28 protein-coding genes are annotated in these 26,450 nt (G+C 60.1%); 12 read left to right on the plus strand and 16 right to left on the minus strand.

Features of this window, described 5'->3' with window-relative positions; genetic code table 11:
• Positions 1 to 42: 42 nt before the first annotated feature.
• Complete coding sequence (locus TSACC_RS17520) at positions 43 to 570, minus strand: carboxymuconolactone decarboxylase family protein (RefSeq protein ID WP_075080504.1); 528 nt, start codon at positions 568 to 570, stop codon at positions 43 to 45.
• A 50-nt stretch (positions 571 to 620) separates the two neighbouring features.
• A complete protein-coding gene (locus tag TSACC_RS17525; protein ID WP_075080505.1) occupies positions 621 to 1,148 on the minus strand; it encodes a peroxiredoxin in 528 nt (175 codons plus the stop codon).
• 207 nt (positions 1,149 to 1,355) lie between these two features.
• Here TSACC_RS17525 and TSACC_RS17530 point away from each other — a divergent pair, with 207 nt between their 5' ends.
• On the plus strand, positions 1,356 to 1,541 hold the full coding sequence (locus TSACC_RS17530; RefSeq protein ID WP_075080506.1) for a zinc ribbon domain-containing protein: 186 nt from the start codon (positions 1,356 to 1,358) through the stop codon (positions 1,539 to 1,541).
• A 45-nt stretch (positions 1,542 to 1,586) separates the two neighbouring features.
• Here the strand turns inward: TSACC_RS17530 and TSACC_RS17535 are convergent, their stop codons facing one another.
• The 6 genes from TSACC_RS17535 to TSACC_RS17560 form a co-directional block, all read right to left on the minus strand.
• Entirely contained in the window at positions 1,587 to 2,339 is a 753-nt protein-coding gene (locus tag TSACC_RS17535) for a type III pantothenate kinase (protein WP_075080507.1), read from the minus strand.
• A gap of 34 nt (positions 2,340 to 2,373) precedes the next feature.
• On the minus strand, positions 2,374 to 3,510 hold the full coding sequence (locus TSACC_RS17540; RefSeq protein WP_075080508.1) for a type IV pilus twitching motility protein PilT: 1,137 nt from the start codon (positions 3,508 to 3,510) through the stop codon (positions 2,374 to 2,376).
• A 3-nt stretch (positions 3,511 to 3,513) separates the two neighbouring features.
• Positions 3,514 to 4,638, minus strand: coding sequence for a type IV pilus twitching motility protein PilT (locus TSACC_RS17545; protein WP_237763993.1), 1,125 nt, complete (start codon positions 4,636 to 4,638; stop codon positions 3,514 to 3,516).
• Between the two features lie 74 nt (positions 4,639 to 4,712).
• Complete coding sequence (locus TSACC_RS17550; RefSeq protein WP_075080509.1) at positions 4,713 to 5,093, minus strand: hypothetical protein; 381 nt, start codon at positions 5,091 to 5,093, stop codon at positions 4,713 to 4,715.
• Complete coding sequence (locus TSACC_RS17555; protein WP_075080510.1) at positions 5,090 to 5,503, minus strand: phage holin family protein; 414 nt, start codon at positions 5,501 to 5,503, stop codon at positions 5,090 to 5,092. The genes TSACC_RS17550 and TSACC_RS17555 overlap by 4 nt, the downstream gene beginning before the upstream one ends.
• An 18-nt stretch (positions 5,504 to 5,521) precedes the next feature.
• The gene (locus tag TSACC_RS17560) at positions 5,522 to 5,935 is read right to left on the minus strand and encodes an ElaB/YgaM/YqjD family protein (protein ID WP_075080511.1); all 414 of its coding nucleotides are present in this window, start codon (positions 5,933 to 5,935) and stop codon (positions 5,522 to 5,524) included.
• Between the two features lie 103 nt (positions 5,936 to 6,038).
• On the opposite strand from TSACC_RS17560, the gene galK reads away from it, so the two are divergent.
• Positions 6,039 to 7,118, plus strand: a complete 1,080-nt coding sequence (gene galK / locus TSACC_RS17565) for a galactokinase (protein ID WP_075080512.1) — start codon at positions 6,039 to 6,041, stop codon at positions 7,116 to 7,118.
• Positions 7,119 to 7,124: 6 nt separating this feature from the next.
• Here the strand turns inward: galK and TSACC_RS17570 are convergent, their stop codons facing one another.
• Complete coding sequence (locus TSACC_RS17570; protein ID WP_075080513.1) at positions 7,125 to 7,664, minus strand: YcxB family protein; 540 nt, start codon at positions 7,662 to 7,664, stop codon at positions 7,125 to 7,127.
• A gap of 165 nt (positions 7,665 to 7,829) precedes the next feature.
• On the opposite strand from TSACC_RS17570, the gene TSACC_RS17575 reads away from it, so the two are divergent.
• Both TSACC_RS17575 and pta read left to right on the plus strand, forming a co-directional pair.
• Positions 7,830 to 9,008, plus strand: a complete 1,179-nt coding sequence (locus TSACC_RS17575; protein ID WP_075080514.1) for an acetate kinase — start codon at positions 7,830 to 7,832, stop codon at positions 9,006 to 9,008.
• A gap of 7 nt (positions 9,009 to 9,015) precedes the next feature.
• Positions 9,016 to 11,109, plus strand: a complete 2,094-nt coding sequence (pta, locus tag TSACC_RS17580) for a phosphate acetyltransferase (RefSeq protein ID WP_075080515.1) — start codon at positions 9,016 to 9,018, stop codon at positions 11,107 to 11,109.
• Between the two features lie 54 nt (positions 11,110 to 11,163).
• Here the strand turns inward: pta and TSACC_RS17585 are convergent, their stop codons facing one another.
• Genes TSACC_RS17585 through TSACC_RS17605 form a run of 5 tightly spaced genes read right to left on the minus strand, consistent with a single transcriptional unit; the run spans position 11,164 to position 14,902 of the window.
• Positions 11,164 to 11,976 (minus strand): hypothetical protein, encoded by an 813-nt coding sequence (locus tag TSACC_RS17585; RefSeq protein ID WP_153811503.1) that lies wholly within the window; start codon positions 11,974 to 11,976, stop codon positions 11,164 to 11,166.
• A gap of 10 nt (positions 11,977 to 11,986) precedes the next feature.
• Positions 11,987 to 12,799 (minus strand): hypothetical protein, encoded by an 813-nt coding sequence (locus TSACC_RS17590; RefSeq protein ID WP_153811504.1) that lies wholly within the window; start codon positions 12,797 to 12,799, stop codon positions 11,987 to 11,989.
• A gap of 18 nt (positions 12,800 to 12,817) precedes the next feature.
• A complete protein-coding gene (locus TSACC_RS17595) occupies positions 12,818 to 13,621 on the minus strand; it encodes a hypothetical protein (RefSeq protein WP_153811505.1) in 804 nt (267 codons plus the stop codon).
• 4 nt (positions 13,622 to 13,625) lie between these two features.
• Positions 13,626 to 14,504, minus strand: coding sequence for an ABC transporter ATP-binding protein (locus tag TSACC_RS17600; protein ID WP_075080519.1), 879 nt, complete (start codon positions 14,502 to 14,504; stop codon positions 13,626 to 13,628).
• Complete coding sequence (locus TSACC_RS17605; protein ID WP_075080520.1) at positions 14,501 to 14,902, minus strand: GntR family transcriptional regulator; 402 nt, start codon at positions 14,900 to 14,902, stop codon at positions 14,501 to 14,503. The genes TSACC_RS17600 and TSACC_RS17605 overlap by 4 nt, the downstream gene beginning before the upstream one ends.
• Before the next feature lie 119 nt (positions 14,903 to 15,021).
• Between TSACC_RS17605 and TSACC_RS17610 the strand changes: the two genes are divergently transcribed.
• Both TSACC_RS17610 and TSACC_RS17615 read left to right on the plus strand, forming a co-directional pair.
• Positions 15,022 to 15,849 (plus strand): transglutaminase family protein, encoded by an 828-nt coding sequence (locus TSACC_RS17610; protein ID WP_075080521.1) that lies wholly within the window; start codon positions 15,022 to 15,024, stop codon positions 15,847 to 15,849.
• Between the two features lie 27 nt (positions 15,850 to 15,876).
• Positions 15,877 to 17,130: a CinA family nicotinamide mononucleotide deamidase-related protein gene (locus tag TSACC_RS17615; RefSeq protein WP_075080522.1), complete on the plus strand. Its 1,254-nt coding sequence runs from the start codon at positions 15,877 to 15,879 to the stop codon at positions 17,128 to 17,130.
• On the opposite strand, the gene TSACC_RS17620 is transcribed toward TSACC_RS17615, so the two are convergent.
• On the minus strand, positions 17,108 to 18,445 hold the full coding sequence (locus tag TSACC_RS17620) for an NCS2 family permease (protein WP_075080808.1): 1,338 nt from the start codon (positions 18,443 to 18,445) through the stop codon (positions 17,108 to 17,110). The genes TSACC_RS17615 and TSACC_RS17620 overlap by 23 nt on opposite strands.
• 102 nt (positions 18,446 to 18,547) lie before the next feature.
• Here TSACC_RS17620 and amt point away from each other — a divergent pair, with 102 nt between their 5' ends.
• The 5 genes from amt to TSACC_RS17645 all read left to right on the plus strand — a co-directional run bounded on the left by amt (position 18,548) and on the right by TSACC_RS17645 (position 24,735).
• Entirely contained in the window at positions 18,548 to 20,707 is a 2,160-nt protein-coding gene (gene amt, locus TSACC_RS17625; RefSeq protein WP_075080523.1) for an ammonium transporter, read from the plus strand.
• Complete coding sequence (locus TSACC_RS17630; RefSeq protein ID WP_075080524.1) at positions 20,704 to 21,216, plus strand: DUF6272 family protein; 513 nt, start codon at positions 20,704 to 20,706, stop codon at positions 21,214 to 21,216. Before amt ends, TSACC_RS17630 begins: the two co-directional genes overlap by 4 nt.
• Positions 21,213 to 21,596: a DUF1987 domain-containing protein gene (locus tag TSACC_RS17635; protein WP_075080525.1), complete on the plus strand. Its 384-nt coding sequence runs from the start codon at positions 21,213 to 21,215 to the stop codon at positions 21,594 to 21,596. Before TSACC_RS17630 ends, TSACC_RS17635 begins: the two co-directional genes overlap by 4 nt.
• Positions 21,597 to 21,599: 3 nt before the next feature.
• Positions 21,600 to 22,598 (plus strand): sensor histidine kinase, encoded by a 999-nt coding sequence (locus TSACC_RS17640; RefSeq protein WP_084400574.1) that lies wholly within the window; start codon positions 21,600 to 21,602, stop codon positions 22,596 to 22,598.
• 73 nt (positions 22,599 to 22,671) lie between these two features.
• The gene (locus tag TSACC_RS17645; RefSeq protein WP_075080527.1) at positions 22,672 to 24,735 is read left to right on the plus strand and encodes a thioredoxin domain-containing protein; all 2,064 of its coding nucleotides are present in this window, start codon (positions 22,672 to 22,674) and stop codon (positions 24,733 to 24,735) included.
• 23 nt (positions 24,736 to 24,758) lie between these two features.
• On the opposite strand, the gene TSACC_RS17650 is transcribed toward TSACC_RS17645, so the two are convergent.
• Positions 24,759 to 25,559: a UDP-2,3-diacylglucosamine diphosphatase gene (locus TSACC_RS17650; RefSeq protein ID WP_075080528.1), complete on the minus strand. Its 801-nt coding sequence runs from the start codon at positions 25,557 to 25,559 to the stop codon at positions 24,759 to 24,761.
• Positions 25,560 to 25,706: 147 nt separating this feature from the next.
• Here TSACC_RS17650 and nusG point away from each other — a divergent pair, with 147 nt between their 5' ends.
• Entirely contained in the window at positions 25,707 to 26,237 is a 531-nt protein-coding gene (gene nusG / locus TSACC_RS22575; protein WP_075080529.1) for a transcription termination/antitermination protein NusG, read from the plus strand.
• Positions 26,238 to 26,450 lie beyond the last annotated feature (213 nt).

The following is a 26,450-nucleotide window of genomic DNA, read 5'->3' on the forward strand; positions in this document are numbered from 1 at the left end:
TCAAACGAAACCGGGAAGACGCGGAAGGGATTTCCTCGCGGATTAAGCGGGGATGCTCAGGGCGATTTTCACGCCACTGAGGACGGCGGCGATGCGGATCGAGTCATTGACTCCCGCCTCGGAAATGCCGTGCTGGACCAGGGTGGCTTCATGCGCCTGGAGGCACATGCCACAGCCAGCGAGCGCGGCGCAGGACATCGACATGAGCTCAAACGTGGCCTTGTCGGTCTTGAGCTGGCTCATTCGCATCATGCGCAGGCGGGGCGGGATGGAATTGTACGACTCCTTTTCCACCAGGTGGCGGAAGCGGTAGTAGACCGTATTCATTCCCATGATCGACGCCGCGGCGCGCGCGTCATCGATGAGTTCCTCGGTCACGGCGTTGGCGCGGCCTTCCTCGACCAAAGCGAGGGTGAGGGCTTCATCACCGAGGAAAAAGGCGGAGGCGAGCACGCAGCCCCAGACCTGGTCCTGGGTGAGATTTTCCGGCCGGAGGATGGCCTGGAGGTTGAGTTTGAGGTCCTTGGCGGCCTCGGGAAGTTTATCGCGGAGCGATTCGAGAGCGGACATGAAAAGAATTGCGCCCGGTCGTTGCCAACCGGGCGCTGTAAAAAATCTCGTTAAACCTTGAGAGTGGCGTCGCCCTTCTTCCAGTTACACGGGCAAAGCTCGTCGGACTGAACGGCGTCGACGACGCGGAGGGCTTCCTCCACGCTGCGGCCCACGGAAAGGTTGTTCACCGTCGCCCACTGGATCACGCCATGCTGGTCGACGAGGAAGCTCGCGCGCAGGCAGACGTTCTCCTTCGGATCGAGGATGCCGAGGTCACCGGCCAACTTCTGGGCGGCGATGAGCGGATACGGCAGGCTCTTCAGGTCGGCATGCGACTGACGCCACGCGAGGTGGGAAAATTCGTTGTCGGTGGAACCGCCGATCAACTGCACGTCGCGGTCCTTGAAGTCGCCATTACGTTTGCCGAACTCCACGAGCTCGGTCGGGCAGACGAAGGTGAAGTCCTTCGGGTAAAACAAAAAGAAGGTCCACTTGCCCTTGTAGGTGGAGTTGTCGATTTCGATGATGTCGTCACTGGTGAGCCCGTTGCATGCCTTGGAATGAAAGGCCGGGAATAGATCTCCTACTGTCAGCATATTGTCTCTGGTCTCTGATTGTTGTGGTTTGGGCCGTTTCCGGCGGCTTGGAATCTAGAATGTTTTGAGGAATTGCAAAGCGATTGTTCGAAAACACCCTCCGCCGCCTTTTGCGATCCACTCTCTATTCCAGCATGGAGGCAAATCGGGTTGCGCGACACGCCGGGTGGGCGTACGCTTTTCGCCGGGAAAGGAGGTATACGACGTATGAACCTCATCGAAGACACTACGATAGTGTGTCCCTTCTGTGGCGAGAGCTTCGCCATCGAAGTTGATACCGAGGAGGGTTCCTATACCACGATCGAAGACTGCGCAGTGTGCTGCCGGCCGCTGGCTCTCACCATCCGGTGTCACCCGGGTGAAGTCGAAACGATCGACGTGGAACCCGGCTAGGCAGATCTTTATTCGCACCAGCGCCGAGTGAATGCCGGGCGGGAATTATCGTCCGGCAGGAAAGTTCCGTGTCGCGATGATGCGGATGCCCTCAAGAGTCAGTTGGGGTTCCACTGCGGCAAAAAGCCCGGTTTGCCCGGCGATCAACCGAGCGTCGCCGCCAGTCGCGATGAGACGCAACCCGCGCTTCACCCCGATCTCTTTCTCGATCTCCACGACGATCTCCTTGATCAATCCCCGGTAACCATAAACCGCACCGGATTGCATCGCCTCCCTGGTGCTGCGGCCAATAGCCCTTCGCGGCTCGCGCAGCTTCACCTTTGGCAGCAACGCCGTGCGACTATGCAGATAGTCGGTCATGGCATTCAACCCCGGGGCGATCACACCTCCGGCGTAGTTTCCCGCCTTGGTCAGGACGTCAAATGTCACCGCGGTGCCGAAATCAACCACGATGGCGGGAGCTCCATGGAGGTACTTGGCCCCCACCGCATTGGCGAGGCGGTCAGCGCCTATGGATTTGGGCTGCGGATAATCGATGCCGATCCCGAGATCAACTCCCGCTCCGACCCAGCAAATCCCATCACCCAGGGCCTTGGCGATCTCGGGATTTTTGGCGGGGACGACGGATGCCACTGCTGCGTGAGAGAACCTCCGATCGCCAATCGCCTCGCGCAAAGTCTCCGCCGTAAGGTCAGGCGTCGGGATCCGCTCGATGCGCCCGATGCGCTCTCGGGTGGAAAAGGCGAGCTTGGTGAAGCTGTTGCTGATGTCGACGAGCAGGAAGTCCCTCTTGCTCATATCACGGGCATGGAGGTCGCCTGCTCTTCATCGACTACTTGCGCCGTCCCTTGTCGCCTCCGCGATTGGAAGCGTCATCCCCGGCTCCAGCGGAATTCGCCAGGTCGGCTTCGTCGTCGGGAAGGAAGGCGCGGAAGCGCTGCTTGTCGATGGCCTTCATGTAGGCTTCGTGCGGCGAAACTGCACCGCTCACGAGTTGCTCCCAGATGGCGTCGTCCATGAACTGCATGCCCTCGCCTTTGCCGCCGACGATGACGTCCTGCAGCTTCTGCGTGGCGCCCTCACGGACAATGGCCGAAACAGCACTGTTGCCCACGAGGATTTCATTCACGGCCACACGACCGCCGCCGTCCTGCTTCTTGAGCAGGAGCTGGGCGACCACGCCGCGTAGCGAGGAGGCAAGCATCGTACGGACCTGCGACTGCTGGTCGGCCGGAAAGACGTCGATCATACGGTCGACAGTCTTGCGGGCGTTGTTCGTGTGCAGCGTGCCAAAGACGAGCAGGCCGGTTTCAGCCGCCGTCAGAGCCAGCGAAATGGTCTCCAGGTCTCGCATTTCACCCACGAGCACGATGTCGGCATCTTCTCGCAGAGCAGCTTTCAATCCCGCCGGGAAGGTAATGGCATGCTCAGGCACCTCGCGCTGGGTGATGATGCTCTTCTTGTTGCGGTGAACGAACTCGATCGGCTCCTCGATCGTCACGACATGGCGCGAGAAGCTGGAGTTGATGTAATCGATCAGCGCTGCCAGCGTGGTGCTCTTGCCGGAGCCTGTCGGCCCCGTGACCAGCACGATGCCGCCGCGCATCTCACCAAAGGTCTTGATGACCTGAGGCACGCCAAGCTCCTCCAGCGACTTGATCTTGGTCGGAATGATACGGAAAACCGCGCCGTAGCCGTTCGTCTGCTTCAGATAGTTGCAGCGGAAACGGCTTTCCTCATCCATCTCGTACGCAAAGTCGAGGTCGCCGGTTTCCTCATAGCGCTGCCAGCGGGCCGGCGAGCAGATCTCGCTCAACATGAAGGCCATTTCCTCGCGCGTAAGCACCTCCTCGCGAATCGGGAGGATTTCGCCATGTCGGCGGATCTTTGGCGGTTCGCCCTCGCCCAGGTGCAAGTCGGAGCCGCCCGCCTGAATGAGAACCTGAAAGAATTGATCGATGTATGCCATGGCTCAGTGAATCCCCAGGACCTGCCGCATGACCTGCTTGTTCTCTGCCCGGTAGTACGCCTCCTCAGAGGTGATGAGCCCCTGCTGGAAGAGCGTGACGATCGCATCGTCCATGAGCTGCATGCCCTGCTTGCGCCCGGTCTGGATCACACCGGGAAGCATGAAGGTCTTGCCCTCGCGGATGAGGTTGCCCACGGCGGGGTTGTTCATCAGGATCTCCATCGCAAGGCAGCGGCCGCGACCGTCGGCGCGGGGCACGAGCTGCTGGCTGATGATGCCGCGCAGCGATTCGCTGACCATGATGCGGATCTGATCCCGCTGGTCTGTAGGGAAAACGTCGAGCACACGGTCCAGCGTACGAGCCGCGTTGCTGGTGTGCAAGGTGCCGAGCACGAGGTGACCGGTCTCGGAGGCGGTGATCGCCAGCGAGATCGTCTCGAGGTCGCGCATTTCACCGACCATGATGACGTCCGGGTCTTCACGGAGGGCGCCGCGCAGGGCGGCGGCAAAGGACTTGGTGTGCGTATGCACTTCACGCTGGGTGACATGACAGCCCTTGGAGCGAATCACATACTCGATCGGGTCCTCCAGAGTGATGATGTGATCATGACGCGCGCCGTTGATTTCTTCCACGAGGGCGGCGAGCGTGGTGCTCTTGCCGGAGCCGACCGACCCGGTGACCAGGACAAGGCCATTCTGGTACTGCGTCAGCAGCTTGAGCTGCTGCGGCAGGCCGAGTTCGTCCATCGAGCGGACGCGGCTGCTGATGATACGAAACGTGAGATCATACCCGAGACGCTGCCGGACGACGCAGGCACGGAACCGGCCAAAGCTGTTGGCGTAGGCAAAATCGACATCGCCGCGCTCGGCGATAATCTGCTTCTGGGCATCCGTGAGAAAGCCCATCGTCAGCCGCTCGGTATCCGCAGCGGTCAATACGGGCGCCTGCTGCCAGATCGCCTCAAGCTGGCCGAAACGTCGCCAGATCGGCTTGGAGTTCACGCTCAGGTGAATATCCGAGGCGTCGGATTCCTTGCCGACCGTCAAATACTGGTCGACGTGGTCCAAGGTGCGGATCTCGTTCACGACTTCAATATGGGAGGAAGACGCGTCTGTTGGGGTGGTCACTTGCGGAATAATGCTTACACCGGTCCCCGAAAAAAGCAGAAAAAGACGATTTTCAAATTTCGTCTGGTTGCGTGCTACTTCACGTATCGCTGGGCCAGCTCACCTGCAAATCTACCTGCGTACTGGAGGATGACAGGTCGGAGATACGGGAAGGCAAATTTGGCCACGGTGATAGCGATCCCCAGCGCACCAGCGCGCCCGGCAGCTTTCTTCGCCTCCGCCGCGACCGGCTCGCCCTTGGACCCGACGAGCTTCGTTACCACACGGGTCTTTTTCTTGGGTCCCGCGATCATCCAGCCGATGGCAGCGGCGGAGCCGAGCCAGGCAAAGGAATGCTTGCGGACGCTCTGTTTGACCTTGGCCTCAAAATCGAGCTCCCGCCGGAGCACGGCAGTATCGCGGCTCAGTTCCTCACGGGAACGTCGCAGTTCGTTCAAAAGGAGCTCCTTGCTCATAGACGGAAAGATTTCAGCGAGGCGAAGTCCTTGCGAAGCTCCTCCTGGGTAGTGGCAAAAACGGGTTTACTGACCTGCCCGCGTATGAACACGTAACACGCAGCCACCCCGCCAACGTGCAGGAGCCCGAGTCCCAAGGTGATCCACAGCCAGCTCACGCCCAGCAGGGCGAGAAGAAAGGCGATGGACAAGAGGAGTAGCAGATAGGCAAAGAGCCCGAGCAAAAGACCGGCTGCCACCGCGATGGCTACCCGCAGATAAACACCTGCCGCCTCCTTGGCCTCGACTCCAGCGAGGGAGGACAAGGCATGAACGTGCCGACCGAGCGACCCGCACAAATGCGTGATCGCGTCGATCAGACCATGGGATTCCCCCCGCCCCTCAGGGGGCGGTACGGCGGCTGTGCTCATCGTGGAGAATGATGCCGATTAACGGCGGAAAAGTACGCCGAGGACAAAGCCAACGCCGAGCGCGATCGCCACCGCGCGAAGCGGGTTCTCACGCACATAGGTCTCCGCGTCACCCTGGAAGCTCTGGGCTTTCGCCTGGGCATCGGACAATGCGGACTGGGCGCGAGACTTGTACTGGCCGGCGATATTCGTGGCCTGGCCGCGGAGTTCGTCGTACTTCGCCTTTCCAGCCTCGGAAATATCGCGGGCGGCGGCGGAGAGATGCTCACGGCCAGTCTCGTAGACCGAGTGGGCGTGTTGTTTGACGGTTTCCGAAACCGCTTTGCTGGCATCCGCCGCGGCGTTCAGTGCAGCCTTGGCATGCTCGGCGCTGCTCTCAAGCTTCTGGTTTGCGACATTCGTCGCTCCTTCTGGCAGGTTGGTCTCAGACATAGTGCGCAATGTTGGGTTACAATTCTCAGTCTCGCACAGTTGCATACCTTGGCAAGCTCACGATGTTGCGGCGCGCCCTGAGTTTCTGCTACGGATTATATCGATGTTGTCCGCAAAATCTTTCGCGCCCGGCCGAGTGGAACTTCTCGGCAATCATACTGACTACAATGGAGGCGTTGTGCTCTCCGCCGCCACTCACCTGGGAATCTCCGCCGACGGGAAAACACGAGACGACGGCAAGGTCGTCCTCACCTCCGACGGCATCGAGGGAGTAAGCTGCGCCGACCTTGCCAGTCTCAAACCCGCCGACAGTTGGTCAGACTATCCCCTCGGTGTCACCAAGGTGCTCAAGGACGCGGGTTACCCCATCCAGGGCTACGAGGCCGACTTTTCCAGTACGCTCCCATTGGGTGCCGGGCTGTCGAGTTCGGCCGCTCTCGAGGTTTGCACCGCACTCCTGCTCTCCCGACTGTTCAAGTTCGAGGTCGACGCGCTTCCCCTCGCCAAGCTCGCACGCAAGGCGGAGAACGAGTTCGTCGGCGTGAGCTGCGGCCTCCTTGATCAGGTGTCCTCGGTCTTTGGAAAAAAAGAGCATGCGATCTTCCTCGATTGTCGCGCAGAATCCGTCGAAACGATCCCATTTCCGCATGGGGTCGGTCTCATCATCATCAACTCTGGCGTGAAACACGCATTGACCGGCGGCGAGTACAATGAGCGCCGAGACCAGTGCTTTGAGGCCGCGCGCATCATGGGCGTGCCTGCCCTGCGCGACGTGACCAGCGAGCAACTCGAGGCTGCCAAGATGCCCGATATCGTAAAACGCCGCGCCCGCCACATCGTCGGAGAAAACGAGCGCGTCTTTGCCGCCCTTGAGTTCCTCCGGGCCGGAGATGCCACCGGCTTTGGCAAGCTCATGAGCGCCTCGCACCAGAGTTCAATCGAGAACTTTGAAAACAGCACCCCGGAGCTGGACGCGATCGTGTCGATCGCCAAGGCCCAGAAGGGCATCTACGGCGCACGCCTCACCGGCGGAGGTTTCGGCGGAGCAGTCGTTGCGCTTGCGGACAACGACGTCTACGACACCGTGGCGCCCATCATCGCCGAGGAGTACAAAAAGGCCACCGGCCATACCGCCGCAACATACCGCTGCGAGATCGGCGACGGCGCCATCCTGCATATCTAGACGCCTCTAGTTCTTGGGCGCACAGCCGACCGCAGGCCGGAGTCTCTTGTGCGCCCAGGGAATCGGGCGATCGTGCAAGGCGATCTTTCCCGAGATAAAGGCCAGATCATCCGCTGACGGTCCCTTGGCCGGGATCGTCAGGAAGGAGGAGCGGTCGGTAAACACGAGCCACACACGGTCGCCTCGCCAGAGACCGAAAATCGCATTCCACGAAATCGTCAGGCGCCGGGCAGGCCCCACCACGGTCAGCGAGTCATCGGTCAATTCATACCTCAGGTCCTGGGAACCGAATGTCTTCAGCCAGGCCATGGTCTCGGCACGGCGGCGCAGGTAATCCACCCAAAACACCCCGGCCAGCGCGGCTACCAGGACGATGATACCAACGCCCGTCCAGTCGTAGGGCGTCCTCACGATCAGGTACCCCGCGGTACCCAGGGCGATCGCCAGCATCAACAGGCCGCTCACCCGGACCTGACGCCACAGGAAAATGCGGATGGCATGGACCGCAAGCGCGGGGGTGAAGGCGGCGTCAAAGCTTCGGGTCATAGTCAAAATGAGAGGCTAATTGTAATCAGCCTTCTGCCAAAGCTTCTTGGCAAAAGAATTTTTCCCGAGGGAGGAAACGATTTTTTCACATTGGACGACTGTTCTTTCTTACTCTTTTCGAGATTTCGTGGCGAAATAGACAATCGCGCTCCAGCGCATCCAAAGATGGGTCTGATATTCGTCGTCAATTGTGGGAGTTCGTCTCTCAAGTTCACCTTGATCAATCCCGAAGACGGGAAAACGGTGGCTAACGGGCTGGCCGAAAGGCTTGGCACGCCCGAGGCTGTCGTCAATATCCGTCAACCGGTAAGGCTGGAGTTTCAAGTGCCGAATGCGACACACGGAGACGCCCTGGACAAGATCCTGAGCCACATCGATGGCGATATCGTGGGCGTCGGTCATCGCATCGTGCATGGCGGGGAGTACTTTACGGAAAGTGTGCTGGTGGATGACAAGGTGGTCGAGTTGATCGGGTCCGCATCCGACCTCGCCCCATTGCACAATCCCGCCCACGTCATGGGCATCGAGGCCGCACGCAAGAAATTTCCCGATCTCCCGCACGTCGTCGTCTTTGACACGGCGTTCCATCAGTCGATGCCCAAGCGGGCCTATCTGTATGCATTGCCTTACGCGATGTATACCAATGAAAAGGTGCGGAAATACGGCTTTCATGGCACCAGTCATCGTTATGTGGCTGGCGAAGCGGCAAAGCTCATGGGTAAACCGCTGGAGGACCTGCACCTCATCACGATGCATCTCGGCAACGGCTCCAGCACCTGCGCCATCCGGGAGGGCAAGAGCTACGACACCTCGATGGGCCTCACCCCGCTGGAGGGGCTGATCATGGGTACGCGCTCGGGAGACGTCGACGCCAACCTCCACGAGTACCTCACCCGCCGCACGGGCTGTACGCTTTCCGAGGTCACGGCGATGGTGAACCGCGAAAGCGGCCTGCTCGGTATCTCCGGCCTCAGCAACGACATGCGAACCCTGGCAGAGGCTGCCGCCAGCGGACACCAACGCGCCGCCCTCGCTATTGACATGTTCTGTTTCCGTCTCGCCAAGCACATCCTCGGTATGAGCGCCTCGCTCGACCGGATCGATGCCCTCATCTTCACGGGCGGCATCGGTGAAAACTCCGCCATCGTACGCGAGAAGACCCTTTCGTATTTGTCCCTGCTCCGTCCGCAGGTCGACAGCGAACTCAACAACCAGCACGGCCGCCCGGCCAATGGACGCATCACCACCGGAGATTCCCCCGTTCTCGCCCTGGTGGTGCCGACGAACGAAGAACTCGTGATCGCCCGGGAGACGGCGCGGTTCGTGCCTGCCCTAGCCTCATAACCCAACCATGCCTCATACCCTCTATCTCGCCCCATGCAGCACCGGCGCGGGAATCACCTCCATCGCTCTCGGGCTCGTTAGCGCGCTCGACAAACGCGGAATCCGAGTTGCCTTCTGCAAGCCCATCGGACAACCCACCAGGGAGGATGAGGGACCTGAGCGCTCCACCCATTTCATCCGGGAAACCACGAATCTCAACCCGGTCGAGCCCATCGCTCTCGAGGATGCCGAGCGCCTGATCTCCGCCGGTCGCATCGACGAGTTGATGGAAAAAGTGGTCGGCAATTTCCACCGGTCCGCCGGAGATGCCGATGTCGTCGTGGTCGAGGGTCTGGTGTATTCGCCAGAGCTTCCCGGTGGCGCGGAGCTCAATCTGCAGCTCGTTCGTACACTTTCGGCCGACGTGATCCTCGTCGGCTCTCTCGCAGGCCTTTCCATGGAGGAATTTGAAGACCGCCTGGAATTCACCGCCAAACAGTACGGCGGCGTGGAATCCGGACCGGTCATCGGCTGCATCCTGAACCGCGTCCCCGAGGCGAAGGCCAAGACCTTCCAGGACGTCGCCTCCTATGTCTCCTCCCGCAGCCGCCGCGTGGGTCGCAGCGAATTTCCCCTCATCGGCGCCGTGCCGGAGAATCCGACGCTCACTCATGTGCGCGCCGTCGACATCGCACGCCACCTCAATGCCGAGGTGCTCTACGCCGGGGAGATCGAGACCCGCCGCGTAAAGAACATCTCGCTCCTGGCCCGTACCGTTCCCAACATGATCCATACGTTCCAGGCCGGAGCGATGCTGATCACGCCGAGCGACCGCTACGATGTCATCACCGCCATCGCCCTGGCCTCCCTCAAGGCCCCCATTGGCGGCCTGATCCTCACCGGCGACCTGGACCTCAATGACGACATGATGAAGTTCTGCGAACCCGGCTGGGAAACGGGTCTGCCGGTCCTGCATGTCCGCAGCAATAGCTACAAGACAGCCACCGAACTCGGCCAGATGAGCAGCGAGGTGCCGCTCGACGACCTCGAGCGCGTCCAGCTCGTGATGGACCACGTGTCGCACTTCGTCGACGCCGACTGGCTCGCCGCCCATGCCGCCCTCCCCGTCGAGTCGCGCATGTCCCCGGCCGCCTTTTGCTACCGCATCACGGAGCGCGCCCGCGAATTCGAGAAGCGCATCGTCCTGCCGGAAGGCACCGAGCCGCGCACGATCCTGGCCGCATCGCTTTGCGCCCAACGGGGCATCGCCAAGTGCGTCCTCCTCGGCCCGCCGGATGAAATCCGCCGCATTGCCGACGCGCAGGAAATCCAGCTTCCCTCGAGCCTCGAACTCGTCGACCCGGCCACGATCCGCGGCAATTACGTCGCGCCGCTGGTCGAGATGCGCAAACACAAGGGCCTCACGCCCAAGGATGCCGCTGAGCTTCTGGAAGACACCGTCTGGCTCGGTACCGTCATGCTCGCCCTCGGCGAGGTGGACGGTCTCGTTTCGGGCGCGGTTCACTCCTCGGCCAACACGATCCGCCCCGCGCTTCAGATCATCAAGACCAAGCCCGAGGCGAAGGCCGTTTCCTCGATCTTCTTCATGTGCCTGCCCGAGCAGGTGCTCGTTTACGGTGACTGCGCGGTGAATCCCGACCCGGACGCCGAGACGCTGGCCGACATCGCGCTCCAGAGCGCCGACTCCGCCGAGCGCTTTGGCATCCCGGCCCGCGTGGCCATGATCAGCTACTCGACTGGACAATCCGGCTCCGGCGTGGATGTCGACAAGGTCCGCGAGGCCACCCGCATCGCGAAGGAAAAGCGTCCCGACCTCCTGCTTGACGGCCCGCTCCAGTACGACGCCGCCGCCATCGAGGACGTCGCTGCCACCAAGGCGCCGAACAGCCCCGTCGCCGGCAAGGCCACCGTGTACGTCTTTCCGGATCTCAACACCGGCAACACCACGTACAAGGCCGTGCAGCGCAGCGCCAATGTCATCAGCATCGGCCCCATGCTCCAGGGCCTCAAGCGCCCGGTCAACGACCTCTCGCGCGGCGCGCTGGTGGAAGACATCGTCTACACCATCGCCATCACCGCCATCCAGGCCGGCCAAAACTAACGAGATTGTCTCCCGCGAGGGACGGCTGGCCAGGCGCCGGTCGTCCCTCGTTTTTTACATAAACTCCAGCTTCGCGAGCTGCTTTTCGGCGAACCATTCTCCCGCGATCGCCACTGCGATCGATGCGATCACGATGGTCGGCAAATGGGCCAAGCCAAACACGAGACACGGTTCCATCGCCTCTCCTATCTTGATCGTGAGCGTAGGAAAGAGACCGACTCCCACCGCAAAGAGTCCCCAGTAGATTCCCTTGCGATGCGGCAGACGAGCGATCAGCGGCAGGACAATCACCCAGACGCTGGCCACGAGTATCATTACCATGGCCATCAAGACCTTGATCTGAATGTTCCCCATCGGTGCGTTGATCGTGACGTTCCCGTTTGGAGCAGTCTTTTCCACGAAGCTGCCCGGGATGTGATCAAGGTAGTATGCCGCCTTCTTGGTCTCACTGTCCCGAGAACTCAGCTGGAGGGAGATCTCCGGCCGGAACGAAGCTGCTGCAACCCACACGACCACGGCCATCAAGATCGTGCTCCAGAATAAAAGTCCCCTGCACCGGAATATGCTGACCCGATCCACCGCACGTGTCAGCAGGAAGTCTGCTCCGAAGGTCGCCCCCTGCTGCTGGGTCCGAGAAATCATCCATCCCCCGCCCATAAAAAACTCCGGCAGGAAAATCATGGCTGCGACTACGAGCGGCATCCAGAGCGCTTGATTGAAGAATATAAATACCGACCAGATGCTTCCGTAGAAATGATTCACTCCGAAGATGGCCTGAGCGCTAAGCGCCAATGGAAGGATCCACATCCAGGGGTTCGCAAAAGCGTGAAGCCGAAACAACGTCCAGAGGTGAGAAGCAGCCTTCATCGCATCGCCCTCACATAAACTCCACCGACCGGAGTAGCCGTTCGGCCAGGAACTGGCCGAACACAGTCGCGACGAGGGCTGCCACGATAACAATCGGAAGATTTGCAAGACCCAGTACCGCAGCGGGTTCCAGCGGCGAGCGAAGTGCGATTGAGAAAAACGGCATGATCGCAACTCCAGCAATAAACACGCCCCAATAAATCCATCGCCTCTGGGGCAACCGGGAAATCAACGGGAGCACGACCAGCCACAATGCCGATACCGCCAGAGTCACCGCTCCCATCAGCGCCTTGAGCTGAAGATTACCCATCGGGGCCTTGATCGTGACATCTCCATTCTGAGCCGTCTTTTCAATGAAACTACCCGGCAGATGCTTAAGATAGTAGTCGGCGTTCTGGACGGCACCTGATCGGCTTGAAAGTTCCAGCGTGAAGCCGGGATGAAAGGCTGCCGCGATGATCCAACTCACGACCGCAAGGCCAATGATGCACCAGAAAAGCGTGCCTCGCGTTCGGAAAACGCAGGAACGATCCACGGCCCGCGTGAGCATGAAATCCGCCCCGAAGGTCTGCACCTGCTGCTGGGTCTGCGCCGTCGTCCATGCCCCCCCGAGGAAGAATTCAGGCAGAAACACCATGGCTGCGAGGATCAAGGGAATCCACGAGAGCTGATTAAAGAAAATCAATGCCGAGTCGAGATCACCGTAGAAGCGATTCATCCCGATGAACCCCTGAAATCCCAAAGCCAGCGGCATCACCCAGATCCACGGATTTGCGAAAGCGTGAAAGCGAAACAACGTCCAGAATTGCGATGGTGTTTTCATAAGATTGCTTCCGCTTGATTACATGAACTCCAGCGAGGCAAGACGCCTCTCAACAAACCATTCCGCGCCCAAGGCGCACAGCAAGGCAACTCCAAGACAAAGGGGCAGATGCCCCAGGCCAAACAGCAAAAAGGGTTCAAACAAGTCCCCGCGGAGGATGCCAAAAAACATCATCGCCATCATACCTCCGAAAGAGAATCCCCAGATAATCCAAAGCCGGAACGGCACCGTCGCCATGAGGGAAACCACCACCAGCCAGAGAGCACCAAAGCCTATTGTCAACGCGACCATGACCGTCTTGATCTGCAAGTTCCCCAACACCGCCTCGATCGTCACATCTCCATCCCGACTGGTTTTCTGGACGAAACTGCCCGGGATATGCTCCAGATAATATTGGCTCTTGGACGAGAAACCCGCGTTAGCGGGAAGCTCAAGGGTGAAGGATGGTCTAAAAGCTGCCACCGAAAGCCAGCTTATCGCTACGCTCAGGATCATTGCCCAATAAAGGAGGCCCCTGCAGCGGAAAACCATCCCGCGATCCACCGCTCGGGTAAAAAGAAAATCCGCACAGTAAAGCATCCTTTGGGTCGAAGCATTTGCCTGAGACCCTGCGTAAAACTCGGGACGAACAACCACAACAGCCAAAGCCACCGGTATCCACAGAGCGAAATTCAAGCCGCTTAACGCCAGATCCAGGTTTCGGTAGAACCAGCTCATTCCAAAAAATCCTTGGAGACCAAGCACAATCGCCATGCCCCAGATCCACGGGCTGGCCATGACGTGAAAGCGAAACAACGTCCAGAATTGCGATGGTGTTTTCATGGGGTCAGTTGCGGGCGATGTCGACGAAGATGTCCTCCAGGGACAGGTCGATGATTTCGTATTGGCACTTCCACGTCGCAGCCAAGGCGGCGGGTTCGCCGGGATGGGCGAGCTTCAGCGTTCCGAGCGCTTCGCCATCGCGCACCCGCCAGCCGAAGGCCTGGGGCGGACGCTCGGGCGCATTGCCAGGAAAACCGAAGAACCGTACCCGCTTCACGGTCTCCTTCAGGGTGTCGAGCGATTCGCTCACCCGCAGCTTTCCCTGGGCAAGGATGCCCACCTCGTCAGCCACACGCTCGACATCGCTCAGGATGTGGGTGGAGAAAAAGACCGTACGACCGCCATCGCGGATCAGGTCGAGGATTTCATCCAGAAACTCACGGCGCGCCACCGGGTCGAGATTGGCGGCAGGTTCGTCAAGGAGTACCAAGGCGGGCCTTGGCGCAAGGGCAAGGATGATGCCGACCAGCCGCTGGTTACCCATGGAAAGCGCGCTGACGCGTTTGTTCACCGGCACCTGAAACCGCGCAATGAGCCCCTCGCAAAGCTCCCGATCCCATTGCGGATACAGCCGGGAGCAAAAGGCCAGAAGGCTCCGCACCTTCATGAGCGGCGGAAGGTTTTGCTTCTCCGAGAGATAGCCGACTCCCTGCCGGTCCTCGGCGGTAAATGCCCAGGGGTCCCTGCCCAGCACGGAAATCTCGCCGGTCTCCGGACGCCCGAGGCCGGCCAGCAGCTTGATCGTCGTGGTCTTGCCTGATCCGTTGCGGCCCAGGAAGCCGTAGATGCTCCCGGCCTTCACAGTGAGATCGAGACGGTCCAGTACGGGAGTCTTCCCGTACGATCGCGTCACGTCGCGGATGGAGATGGCGGTGTCGTTCATGGTTCGTTTGAGGAATTGCGGGGATTGAGCTGCTGAAAATGACGGGCGATAAGCTCCACCACCTCGGCCTCACTGAGGCGCAGGTGGATGGCTTCGGCCACGAGCTGGCGCACAGCGGGATCAAGCGCCTGTCGGCGAGCCGCGAGAGGAAGCGTGTCGACCTTCTGCGCGACAAACGTCCCCATACCACGGCGCGTCTCGACCAGTCCTTCGCGCTCGAGGATCTGGTAGACCTTGGCGACCGTGAGCGGGTTGATCTTCAGATCGGCGGAGAGCTCGCGCACCGAGGGCAACTGCTCGCCCGGCTTCACCTGCCCGCTCGCAATGCGCTCCTTCAGCTGATTGAGCAGCTGAAGATAAAGTGGCACCCCGCTGGAGGGATGGAGCGCGATGAACATGATTTAGTGTTATATATGTGTAATACACTATGGCAAGAGAAATGTGCCGGGAGATTTCCGGATTCCTCTTGTTGAGCCGCTTGCGAAACACGCCGTCGTGGCGTAGATAGAGGGTAGCCATGTTCGCGCAAAAGAACGCGATTGTCCGACTCCTCCAGGACGATGACCCCGAGACTGTACGAATGGTAAAGGAATCCCTCGCCCTTCGCGGTGAGGAAATCCTCGGCGATCTCAGGGACCTCGCTTCTGTCGACAATGCCCGCGTTTCCCGCCATATCCAGGATGTCCTGGAGGAGATCACCAGCCACGGTGCCGATGAGGATTTTTCCCTTCTCTGCCATTTCTTCCAGAATGACAACGATCTGGAGCGAGCCTGCTGGATGCTGGCCAACGCGCTGGAGCCAAACATCGACACCCGCCCCTACGAAACTCGCATCAATAATTGGGGCCGCCAGTTCCTCGTGCGCATCTCGGGTATCGTGAGCAACCGCCAGCGCGTGCAGGCGCTCGCGGAGTTCATGGCTGGCGAACTCTGCTTTCGCGGCAACACGGATCAATACTATTGCGAGCGGAATTCCCTGCTCCCCTGTGTGATCGACTCTCGCATGGGCATACCGATCACGCTCACGATCCTGTACCGCATGGTCGGCGCGCGCGCGGGCATGAAAGTCGAGGGTATCAACCTGCCCGGCCACTTCATCGCTCGACATGGCGAGGTGTATTTTGACCCCTTCCATCGGGGTCGCATCTTGACGAAGGCCGACTGCGAGGAAATTCTGGCCAGGCAAAACCTGAAGCTGCGCCCATCGCATCTGGAACCCGCGACGCCGCGCCAGATCCTGCTCCGGGTTCTCGCCAATCTTCTCTATGTTTACGATCTCCAGGAAGCCACCGACAAACACGCCCGCACGGACGCCTGGATCAAGGCGCTGGCCCGCGAACGATAGCTTCCTGCCTGCCAGGAGGACCACCCGATGAAGGTCGAGGTCCTCAATACCGGCTCCGAACTCCTCCTCGGCAACGTCGTCAACACGCACCTGGCCTACTTTGGCCAGCAGCTCTTCCCGCTCGGCCTTCGTATCGAGCGACAGACGACCGTGCCGGATGGCGATGCCATTCGCGGTGCGCTCGTCGAGTCCTTTCCCCGTTGTGATGTGCTCCTCGTCACGGGCGGCCTTGGCCCCACCACCGACGACATCACGAGGGAGATCACCGCGGAATTGCTCGGTCTTCCACTCACGGAGAGACCGGAAGTCATGGCGGCCATCCATCGCCGACTGGAGCGACGCGGCATCCCCTTCCGAGAACGCATGGGGCGGCAGGCCATGGCTCCGGAGGGAGCGGTCGTCCTGCCCAATGAAAACGGCACCGCCCCAGGTCTTTATCTGCCCGCACGGCAAACCGGCGCGACGACCACTCCGCACCTTTTTCTCCTGCCCGGACCTCCGCGCGAATTGCGGCCGATGTTTGAGGCCTCGGTCCTGCCGATTCTCAATTCGATTCCGGGACTGATCGATCCCTCCACCGAATGCCGCATCTATCACGTCGTCGGCATGGGCGAGAGTGCAGTCGAGGAGGTGATCGGACTGGAGCTCAATGCCCGGGGCGACCTGGAGGTCGGCTATTGCGCGCGGCCCAACGAGGTCGATTTCCGCCTCATCGGCCCTCCGGCCATCCTCGACGAAGTCGAACCCTCCGTCCTCTCCGCGCTCGGACCGCACATCGTCTCTCAGTCCGGCCGCAACCTGGAGGAAGTGGTAATCGAGCTCCTCCGCGCGCAACGCGCCACCGTCGCCACGGCGGAATCCTGCACCGGCGGCCTCGTCGCCAGCCGGCTCACCGATGTTTCCGGCTCCTCCGAGGTCTTCCTGGAGGGCATGGTCACCTACTCCAATGCCGCCAAAACCCGCACGCTCGGTGTTCCCGCCGACCTGATCGCAGCAAATGGCGCGGTGAGTGAACCCGTGGCGCGAGCCATGGCCGAGGGAGCACGCGAGCGGGCAAATACCCGCTTCGCCCTCAGCCTTACCGGTGTGGCCGGCCCCACCGGAGGCACTCCGGAAAAGCCTGTCGGCACTGTCTTTATCGCCTTGGCGGAGGAAGGCCAGCCCACGGTCTGCCTCCACGAAAAGTTTCCCACAGACCGCGAGACCTTCAAGCGCCTCGCCAGCCAGACCGCGTTGGATCTGCTCCGCCGCCGCCTGCTCAAGGACCAGTCAGTTTCCTGAGTCCTGGCTCCAGGAAGTGCAGGAGAAAACACACCGCCAGGACCGCCGTTACCACGTCAAACCGCCGCGGCTTCGCGAAAAGGCCGAGGACCACGAGCGTGATCAGACCGATGCCGATACCTGAGTTGATGCTGAAGCTCAGCGGCATGAAAAGGATGGTCAGCATCGCCGGGGCGGCGATGTCGAAATGGTCGAGCTTGAGCTCCGTCACGCTCTGGAACATCACGAGACCCACCGCAACGAGCGCCGGGGCCACGGCCACTGCCGGGATCATCAGGATCACTGGCGTCACGAAGAGCGCCACCAGAAAACACCCCGCCACGGTGATCGCCGTCAGCCCGGTGCGTCCGCCCGCCTGCACACCCGCCGCACTTTCGATATAGCTCACCACTGTCGACGTACCGAGGAGCGAGCTCAGGATCGCAGCGATGGAATCCGCCACCAGAGCATTTCCCAGCTTTGGGACATTCCCCTTTTCGTCCATGATTCCCGCCCGACGGGTCACACCGATGAGCGTGCCGAGGTTATCGAAGAGATCGACCAGCAGGAGGGTGAGGATGACCGGGATGGCCTTGATATGCTCGGTCAGGACGAAGTCGAAATTCAGATTGAGGAAAAGCGGTTCGATCGAAGCGGGCCAGGAAAAGATCTTCCCAGGCCACTGTGTGATCATTCCTCCCTGCGCGGACGGAACAAACAAGCCCGCCACCGCCAGGAGGAGCATGGAGAGAATGATCGCTCCCGGTACACCCCGTGCGATCATCACGCAGGTCAAAAGCACGCCACCCGCAAAGAGCAGGACGGATGGCGACGACAGGTCGCCGAGCCCGACGAGCGTTGCCTCATTGTAAACCACCAGGCCACCATCCTTCAGCCCGATGAAGGCAATGAAGAGGCCGATCCCCGCCGCGATAGCTACCTTTAGATCGAGGGGGATGGAGGCCAGAATGCGCTGCCGGATGCCGGTGACCGAGAGCAGGAGGAACAAGCAGCCATTGATAAAGACAAGCCCGAGAGCACTCTGCCACGGTATTCCCATGCCCACGCAGATCGTATAGGCGAAGAAGGCGTTGATCCCCATCCCAGGCGCCATGGCAAGGGGAAAATTTGTCATCGCCGCCATCAAAATCGAAGCCATCGCCGCGCCGAGTGCGGTAGCGGTCACCAGGGCGTCACCCGGCATGCCAGCTGCTTTGAGGATGCCCGGGTTTACGGCCAGGATATATGCCATGGCAGCAAATGTCGTCAGGCCGGCCACGAGCTCCCGGCGCACCGTTGTACCGTGCTCCTTCAAACGAAAGACTCGCTCAAACACACCCCGGTGATACTTCACGCCTCCAACCCACACACGACTTTTTGCCCTTAAAATGGAAAAACCAGTTGCACCACCGGGAAAAAACCGGAACGACTGAAGACGATGGACGCGACGAACCTGCTCTGGGTATTCGCCTGCTCTGCACTGGTGATGTGCATGCAGATCGGTTTCTGCATGCTGGAGTCTGGACTCGTCCGGTCGAAGAACACGATCAATGTTGCGCTCAAGAATCTGATCGACTTCGTCATCGCGTCGCTTCTCTTCTGGGCATTCGCGTTCGGCCTGATGTTTGGCACGTCTGCGGGCTGGATAGGCACGACGGGTTTCTTTTTCTCCCCGGCGGAACACGCCAGCAATACCCAGAACGCATTTTTCCTTTTCCAGATGATGTTCTGCGCTACCGCGGCGACCATTGTTTCTGGAGCCGTTGCCGAGCGTATGCGCTTCGGCGGGTATTTGCTCGTGACCATACTGATCTCCGGCCTGCTCTACCCCATAGCCGGCGGCTGGGCATGGAACCCCTCCGGGTGGCTGAAGCAACTGGGATTTGTCGACTTCGCCGGCTCGACGGTCGTGCATAGCATGGGCGGCTGGATGGCTCTGGCGGCGGCAATGGTCATCGGTCCGAGACTCGGCCGGTTCGACAGCAAGCTACCTCTGGCCAATCCGCACAGCTTGGTCACCTCCACGGTGGGCGTACTGGTCCTCTTCGTCGCATGGCTGGGCTTCAATGGCGGGAGCACCCTTGCCCTCGACCATCGAGTCGGGATGATCATCGTCAATACCGTGCTCGCCGGATGCGCGGGTTGCCTGAGCGCGATGGGAGCAGTATGGTATTTCCAAAAGCTCCCGCTCCTGCCCGAGACGCTCAATGGATGCGTGGCAGGTCTCGTCGCCGTAACGGCAGGCTGCCATGCCGTTTCTCCCGGCGAAGCGGTTTTCATCGGGGCAGTGGGAGGCATCATCAGCTATTTCGCCGTTCATCTCCTGGACCACTGGAAAATCGATGACGTGGTGGGAGCGAGCGCGGCTCACGCGATTCCCGGAGTATGGGGGACATTGGCCGTCGCTCTGTTCGGCGACCTTGCAGCGCTCGGCACCGGCCTCAATCGCTCCCAGCAGCTCGGCGTACAATGCCTGGGTGCCGTGGTTTTTTTCCTTTGTGCATTCGGCGTCGGCTGGCTGCTTCTGACCGCCATCAACCGCCTGGTTCCCCTCCGGATCAACGAGGAAGGCGAGCGCATCGGCCTCAACGTCGCTGAGCATGGAGCGAGCACCGAGATCATCGACCTGCTCAGCGAGATGTCGCGTCACAGTACGCGAGGAGACTTCACCTCCCGTCTGGATTTTCAACCCCACACCGAGGTGGGACAGATCGCCGCCGAGTATAACAAGGTGATCGGCAAGGTCAGCGATGAGATGGACATGAGGGAGATATTTGCGCGTCGCCTGGAGCAGGAGCGCGAGGCCCTCGACGCCAGCCAGCGCAAGATCATCAGCAGCATCGAGTATGCCCGGCGTATCCAGGAGTCCATCCTTCCCCGGCCCGAGACACTCGAGCGAATGATCCCGGACCACTTCATCATCTACAGGCCCCGCGACATCGTTTCGGGCGATTTTTACTGGTGTCTCGCCCGGGAAGATTCGTTTTACCTCGCGGTGATCGACTGTACAGGGCACGGAGTGCCAGGGGCGTTCATGTCGATGATGTCGTTTGTGTTGCTCCAGCAGATCGTCATCGAACGCGGCGCAAACGACCCTGCGGATATCCTTTCGCGACTCCACGGCAGGGTCCGGGCCGCGCTAGGGCAAAACTCGCCCACCAATGACAACAAGGACGGCATGGACGCCGCACTCGTGCGCATCGATCCCGACAAGATCGTCTTCGCCGGGGCGGGACTCCCGCTGGTCTGGGTCGATGGATCCAGCGGTACCCCGCTTTATGGTGAGATCCGCGGCGACCGTCACGGGCTGGGAGGGGGGGCTCACTTGCCCGCCAAGATTCAGTACGTCCAGCACAAGGTGCCTCGTACGAAGGATCTTTCGATCTATCTTTTCAGCGATGGCGTCATTCATCAACCCAACCACCTTCGTCGCCCCTTCGACAAATCCGGCCTGCGCAACCTCGTGCTCAGTGTCCACGGCACTCCGATGATGCGGCAGGGTGCCGAGATCGCGGCGCAGCTTGAAGCATTCCGCGGCGGAGCCACCCAGCGGGACGACATCACGCTGGTCGGTGTAAATGTCTCTATCGGAGCATGAAAGCAACCCCCGCCATCGCACCCGCCTCTCGCGTCGTGCTGGAGATCCGCGGTCCGGTTACACAAGCCGAAATCGCTGCCGCGACCACCCGGCTCATGAACTCCCTGGTCGCTCCGCGGCCAGTCACCCACCTCTTGAAAACCATTTTCGTGGAAATGGCGCAAAACGTGCTGAAACACTCACAAAACACCTCAGCCATTCCTGCGATCATCTCCATCACCGACACCGTCGATTCTTTCACGATCCACAGCCGCAATGCCGCATCGCCGGCCGCAGCCAGACAGGTCGCCGAGATCGTCTCGGATACGGATCGACTCAGCCGCACCGGACTCGTAAGGATCCGGCGTGCGGAACTGCATAAGCCACGGCAACCTGGCTGTGCAGGCATCGGACTAATCGAGATCCGGCGTAAAACTGGCTCTCCGGTAGCCTGCACCATCAGCCCGCTTTCCGCCGACGAGTCGATCGTCGAGATCACAGCAATATTGCGCAAACACGACTGCTCATGAGCCCTCTTGAGATTCCAGCCACCGACTATACGCCGCATGTCTTCGAGGATTCGAAAACCGGAGTCATCTGGTTCAAAGGTGAAGCTTACCCAGAAAATGCCAGTGCTTACTTTCAGCCGATCATGGAGTGGATGCGCTCAAGGATTGGGGAAAAGCAGCCTCTGAAGCTGGCCTTTTCCCTCGATTACCTGAATACCAGCTCGACCAAAGCGCTGCTCGACCTCCTCGCCCTTCTCGAGGCGTATCACCAACAGGGCGGCAAGGTGTCCGTCATCTGGTATTATCAGTCAGATCTCGAGGTGATGAAGGAGACCGGGGAGGAACTCCTCCACGATTTCTCGCTTCCCCGCTTGCTAGAACCTCTCGGAAGATTAACCTAAGCCATGGCAGTGCTGGGAAAACGACCGTCATTCAGCCATTCCCGTGAGGAAGCCATGCAGGCTTTGTTCGCGAAGGAGTTGTCTGTCCTCAAGGAAGCCGAGGGAGCCTTTACGCGGCATCCGCCCCCGGAGGAGTTGGAACACTACTGCGAGATGCTTGCCGAGCATTACCGCTCGATGCTCGCCCAGATGATGAAGCTGACCAGCATCAGCGATGCCACCCAGCTCCAGCTCAAACGCACGAAACTTGAGCTCTCCTCCGCTCTTTCCAACGTCGAGCGCCTGAATCGCAATCTCGAGGCGGTCAGCCAGGAAAAAGACGAGATCCTCGCTCTGGCCGCGCACGACCTTCGGTCGCCCTTGTCGGGCATTCGTGGCCTCGCGGATCTCATCGTGGAGGAATCCGCCTCTCAAGCCGGAGAGATTCCCGCCTTTGCGCGGGAGATCGTCAACGTCGCCGACGATACGCTCGAGATGATACGGGACATTCTCGATATTTACCGTCTCGATGGAGGCACCTCGGCCGGCCAGCATACAGAGACCCTTCGTATTTCCGACCTGCTTGCCGAGGCCTCGGATATCTCCCGGGCCAATGCGTTGCGCAAGCGCATTACGATGGTCATCGAATCAGTCAACGCCGACTGCGAGATCCTCCTCGAGAAGGCCCTGGTGGTACGCATCCTGGAGAATCTCATTTCCAATGCGCTGAAATACTCCCCGCACGAGAGCGTGGTCACAGTGCGCATCGATATTGAGGGCAAGTTTCTCCAGATTCACGTGCGCGATCAGGGACCGGGCCTGAGCGAGGCGGATCAGGCAAAACTCTTCAAGAAATTTGCGCGCCTTGCCTCCCGCCCCACCGGCGGCGAGTCCTCGATCGGCCTTGGCCTCGCCATTGTCGACCGCATCGTCCAGCATCTTGGCGGTCGTGTCTGGGTGGAAACCACACCCGGCCAGGGGGCCACCTTCCGCGTCGAGCTACCCGTCACTGTGGCAGGGTAGTCGCCCGCTGCCTTTTCTCCCACCATCCAACGCCGTCCGATCGATCCAGTCGGCGACCACCCATCTTTCCACCATGAGCCAGAATCTCCTCGCCGGGGAAAAGTCTCCCTACCTCCTGCAACATAAGGACAATCCCGTCGCCTGGCGCCCATGGGGCGCAGCCGCGTTTGAGGAAGCCAGGCGCCTCGGGAGGCCCGTCTTCCTCTCGATCGGGTACTCGACCTGCCACTGGTGCCATGTCATGGCACACGAATCGTTTGAAAACACCGAGATCGCAGCGCTGATGAATGAGCTCTTCATCAACATCAAAGTCGACCGGGAGGAACGACCCGATGTCGACCGGCTCTATATGGCCTTCGTGCAAGCCACCACGGGTTCCGGCGGGTGGCCGATGAGCGTATGGCTGACTCCGGAGGGTAAGCCGTTCTTTGGCGGCACCTACTTTCCGCCGGAGAGCCGGTACGGTCGCGCCAGCTTCCCCGATATCCTGCGCCAGATCTCAAAATTATGGTCGGACGAACCGGCCCGCATCGAATCCGAGGCAAATCGCGTCGTCGAGGCTCTGCGTGATATGAACTCCGGCGAGCAGGACCCCGCCTTTCCTGAGAACGATCTACCACTCGCCCGCGCCTACGAGCGTTTTGCCTCCTCCTTCGACGACGAGGAAGGAGGGTTCGGCGGAGCCCCCAAATTCCCGCGTCCATCAGTCCTGAATTTTCTCTTCCGCTATGCTGGACGGGCCGATCTCACCCACGGGCAGCACTCCATTCAGATGGCGCTCTTTACGCTTCGTAAAATGGCGGAGGGAGGTCTGCGCGATCATCTCGGCGGCGGATTCCACCGCTACTCGGTCGATCGATATTGGCATGTCCCTCACTTTGAAAAAATGCTCTATGATCAGGCTCAGCTCATCGTGTCCTACACGGAGGCGTGGCAGATTACGCAAGAGGAGGTTTTTTCCCGGATCGCACGGGAAACGGCCGACTACGTAATCCGTGAGATGCCCCATGCGGAGGGAGGATTTTTCTCCGCTGAGGATGCCGACAGCCTGCTCGCCCACGGCCGGCCCGAGCACGCTGAAGGCGCATTTTATGTCTGGTCCCAGCAGGAGATCCTGGAGGCGCTCGGAGCGGAGGCTGGTGAGGAGTTCTGCCGGCACTACGGTGTGATGGCCGGGGGAAATTCTCCGGACGAAAGCGATCCGCAGGGAGAGTTCGTGGGCAAGAACATCCTCATTCAGCGCGAACCCGGGGACAGCGACACACTTGCCGCCAGCCGGGCGGCATTGTTCCATCTCCGTGCGTCGCGCCCCCGGCCTCATCTCGACGACAAGATCCTCACGGCCTGGAACGGACTCATGATCTCTGCTCTCGCCAAAGCTGGCGCGGCTCTGCAGGAGCCCAGCTATATCGCGGCCGCAGCCAGAGCGGCGCTCTTCATTGAAAATTATCTGACTCGTGACGCCCGCTTGCTTCGAAGCTGGCGTGACGGGGCGAGCGATATCCCTGGTTTTGCCGAGGATTATGCTTTTCTGATCCAAGGTCTCATCGATCTTTACGAGGCGACCTTGGAAGAGAGATGGCTCACCCGCGCTGCCGAGCTCCAGCACATTCAGGACGAGCTCTTCTGGGACGAGCCGGGCGGAAGCTACTTCAGCAGCCCGGCAGGCGATCCGCTCATCGCCGTCCGACTCAAGGAGGACTACGACGGCGCCGAACCCTCGGCAAACTCCATCAGCGCCCTCAACCTTCTGCGCCTGGCGCGAATGATACACGATGACCGCGGTGAGCAGAAAGCACGCCGTATCCTTGCAGCCCACAGAATCCAGATCGCCCAGGCTCCGACCGCCGTTCCACAAATGCTCGTCGCTCTCGACCTGGCGCTCAGCGCTCCTGCGCAGGCTGTGATCGTCGGACGAAAGGGCTCGGCTTCCGTCGATACATGGCTGACTCGTCTCCACGGCAGCTTCGCCCCGAGGAGGTCCATTTTAAGAGCCGGGAAGAATTCCACCCTCACGGAAAAAAATGCAACTCTGGCCGAAATGGCGGCGCGCGAAACGCCCGTTGCAGCACTCTACCTTTGCGAGAATTTCGCCTGCCAGACTCCCATCACAGATCCGGCGGAATGGAAGGGATAGGGGGTAGGTAATACCGGGTGACTTCAGCGGGTGAGAACAAGCAACGGAGCGGGAATCGATTCCATTGGGGTTTCATCCGCAGTCCCATCAGTTTCCTCGGGAGAGAAATGCAGCATCTCAATGGTGCCATCGAAACGCTCAACCATCGCCGTACAACTCTCGACCCAGTCCCCGGTATTGTAGTAGGTGACGCCGTTCACCTCGCGCATTGCTGCAGTATGAATGTGTCCACATAGCACCCCATCGACATCGAAATCCCGCGCGTACCGTACGATGGCCTCTTCGAACTGCCCGATAAAGCTCACGACATTCTTTACCTCCGCCTTCACATAGGCGCTCAGGGACCAATAGCCGAGGCCCATTGCGCGGCGGAAGAAATTCACGACGCCGTTGCATCGCATGAGCAGCGTATATCCCACATCGCCCACATGCGCCAGCCAGCCGAGATTCTGCACGACCGTGTCAAGTTCGTGCCCATGCATCACGAGCAACCGACGGCCATCAGCCGTGGTATGCAGGGCATTCTTCTGGAGACTGATGTTCCCGTATTGCCCAAAGAAGCGAGCAAGAAATTCGTCATGATTTCCCACCACGTAGATAATCTCGGTCCCCTTGCGAGCGCGCCGGAGAAGTTTCTGGATCACATCGTTATGCGCCTGCGGCCAGTAGATGCCGCGACGGAGCGCCCAGATATCGATCAGGTCACCCACGAGATAGAGAGTCTCAAACTCGCTGTCCTTGAGGAACTTGAGTAGTGCGCCCGCTTTGCTGCCCCGGGTACCGAGGTGGACATCGGAAATCCATCCTGTGCGATAGTGGTTCATGTGAAAGGGTAGACTTATTCACAGGATATTCTCCCCAACGGGCGCGCCAACGTCGTTAATGTTACGATTCCTCCTCATGGGAAATCCGCAATCGGACTCGAATGCGTCTACACACCCTGTATATTTGTCGTTGTCGACTCTCCCGCTATGACAGACACCGCCCTATGGTATTGCGTTCGTACCAAGCCCAAGAATGAACGGCTGACCAGCCAACTCCTCCGTATGGAGGTCGGGCTAGCGGTTTTTTGTCCATTTATCCGCTTTGAGCGCGCGAGGCGGACAGGGCGTACGTGGGTAACGGAGGCTATGTTTCCCGGGTATATTTTTGCGCGAATGGATTATTCGACGCAAAGCCGGCACGTCCGATCAATCCGCGGAGTCCTCACAATCGTGGGATTTGGAGATTCTCCGACAGTCGTGCCCGAGGAAATCGTGGAGGATCTGCGGCGCGAGGTTCAGGATGGGGAAACCATTGTCATCCAGCCACAAATCGAAATCGGCGAGGAGGTCAACGTGATTGCCGGTCCCTTCCAGGGATTACGTGCGGTGGTGAGCAGAGTGCTGCCCGCAAGGGAGCGAGTAGCGGTTTTGTTGGAGGTTCTTGGGATGGAGCGCGAGGTGGAGGTTTCGACGAAGGCGGTGCTTCCGGATCAGCCGCATCCGATGTGTAAGGAATAAGAAAAGCCCCCCTGGGATGGGGTGGAGTGCGGCAGTGGGGGGGGGGTAAAAAAAAGCGCCAGGTGCTGGTGGGCGCACTGGCGTATAAAAAAAGGACCCCGCTACGGGCTTTCGCCTATAGCGGGGTTAACTCTGGCAACGACCTACTCTCGCGCAAGCTATACAAGCACTACCATCGGAGCTGTGACGTTTCACTTCCGTGTTCGAGATGGG

This window comes from Terrimicrobium sacchariphilum, from assembly GCF_001613545.1.
Taxonomy (GTDB): domain Bacteria; phylum Verrucomicrobiota; class Verrucomicrobiia; order Chthoniobacterales; family Terrimicrobiaceae; genus Terrimicrobium; species Terrimicrobium sacchariphilum.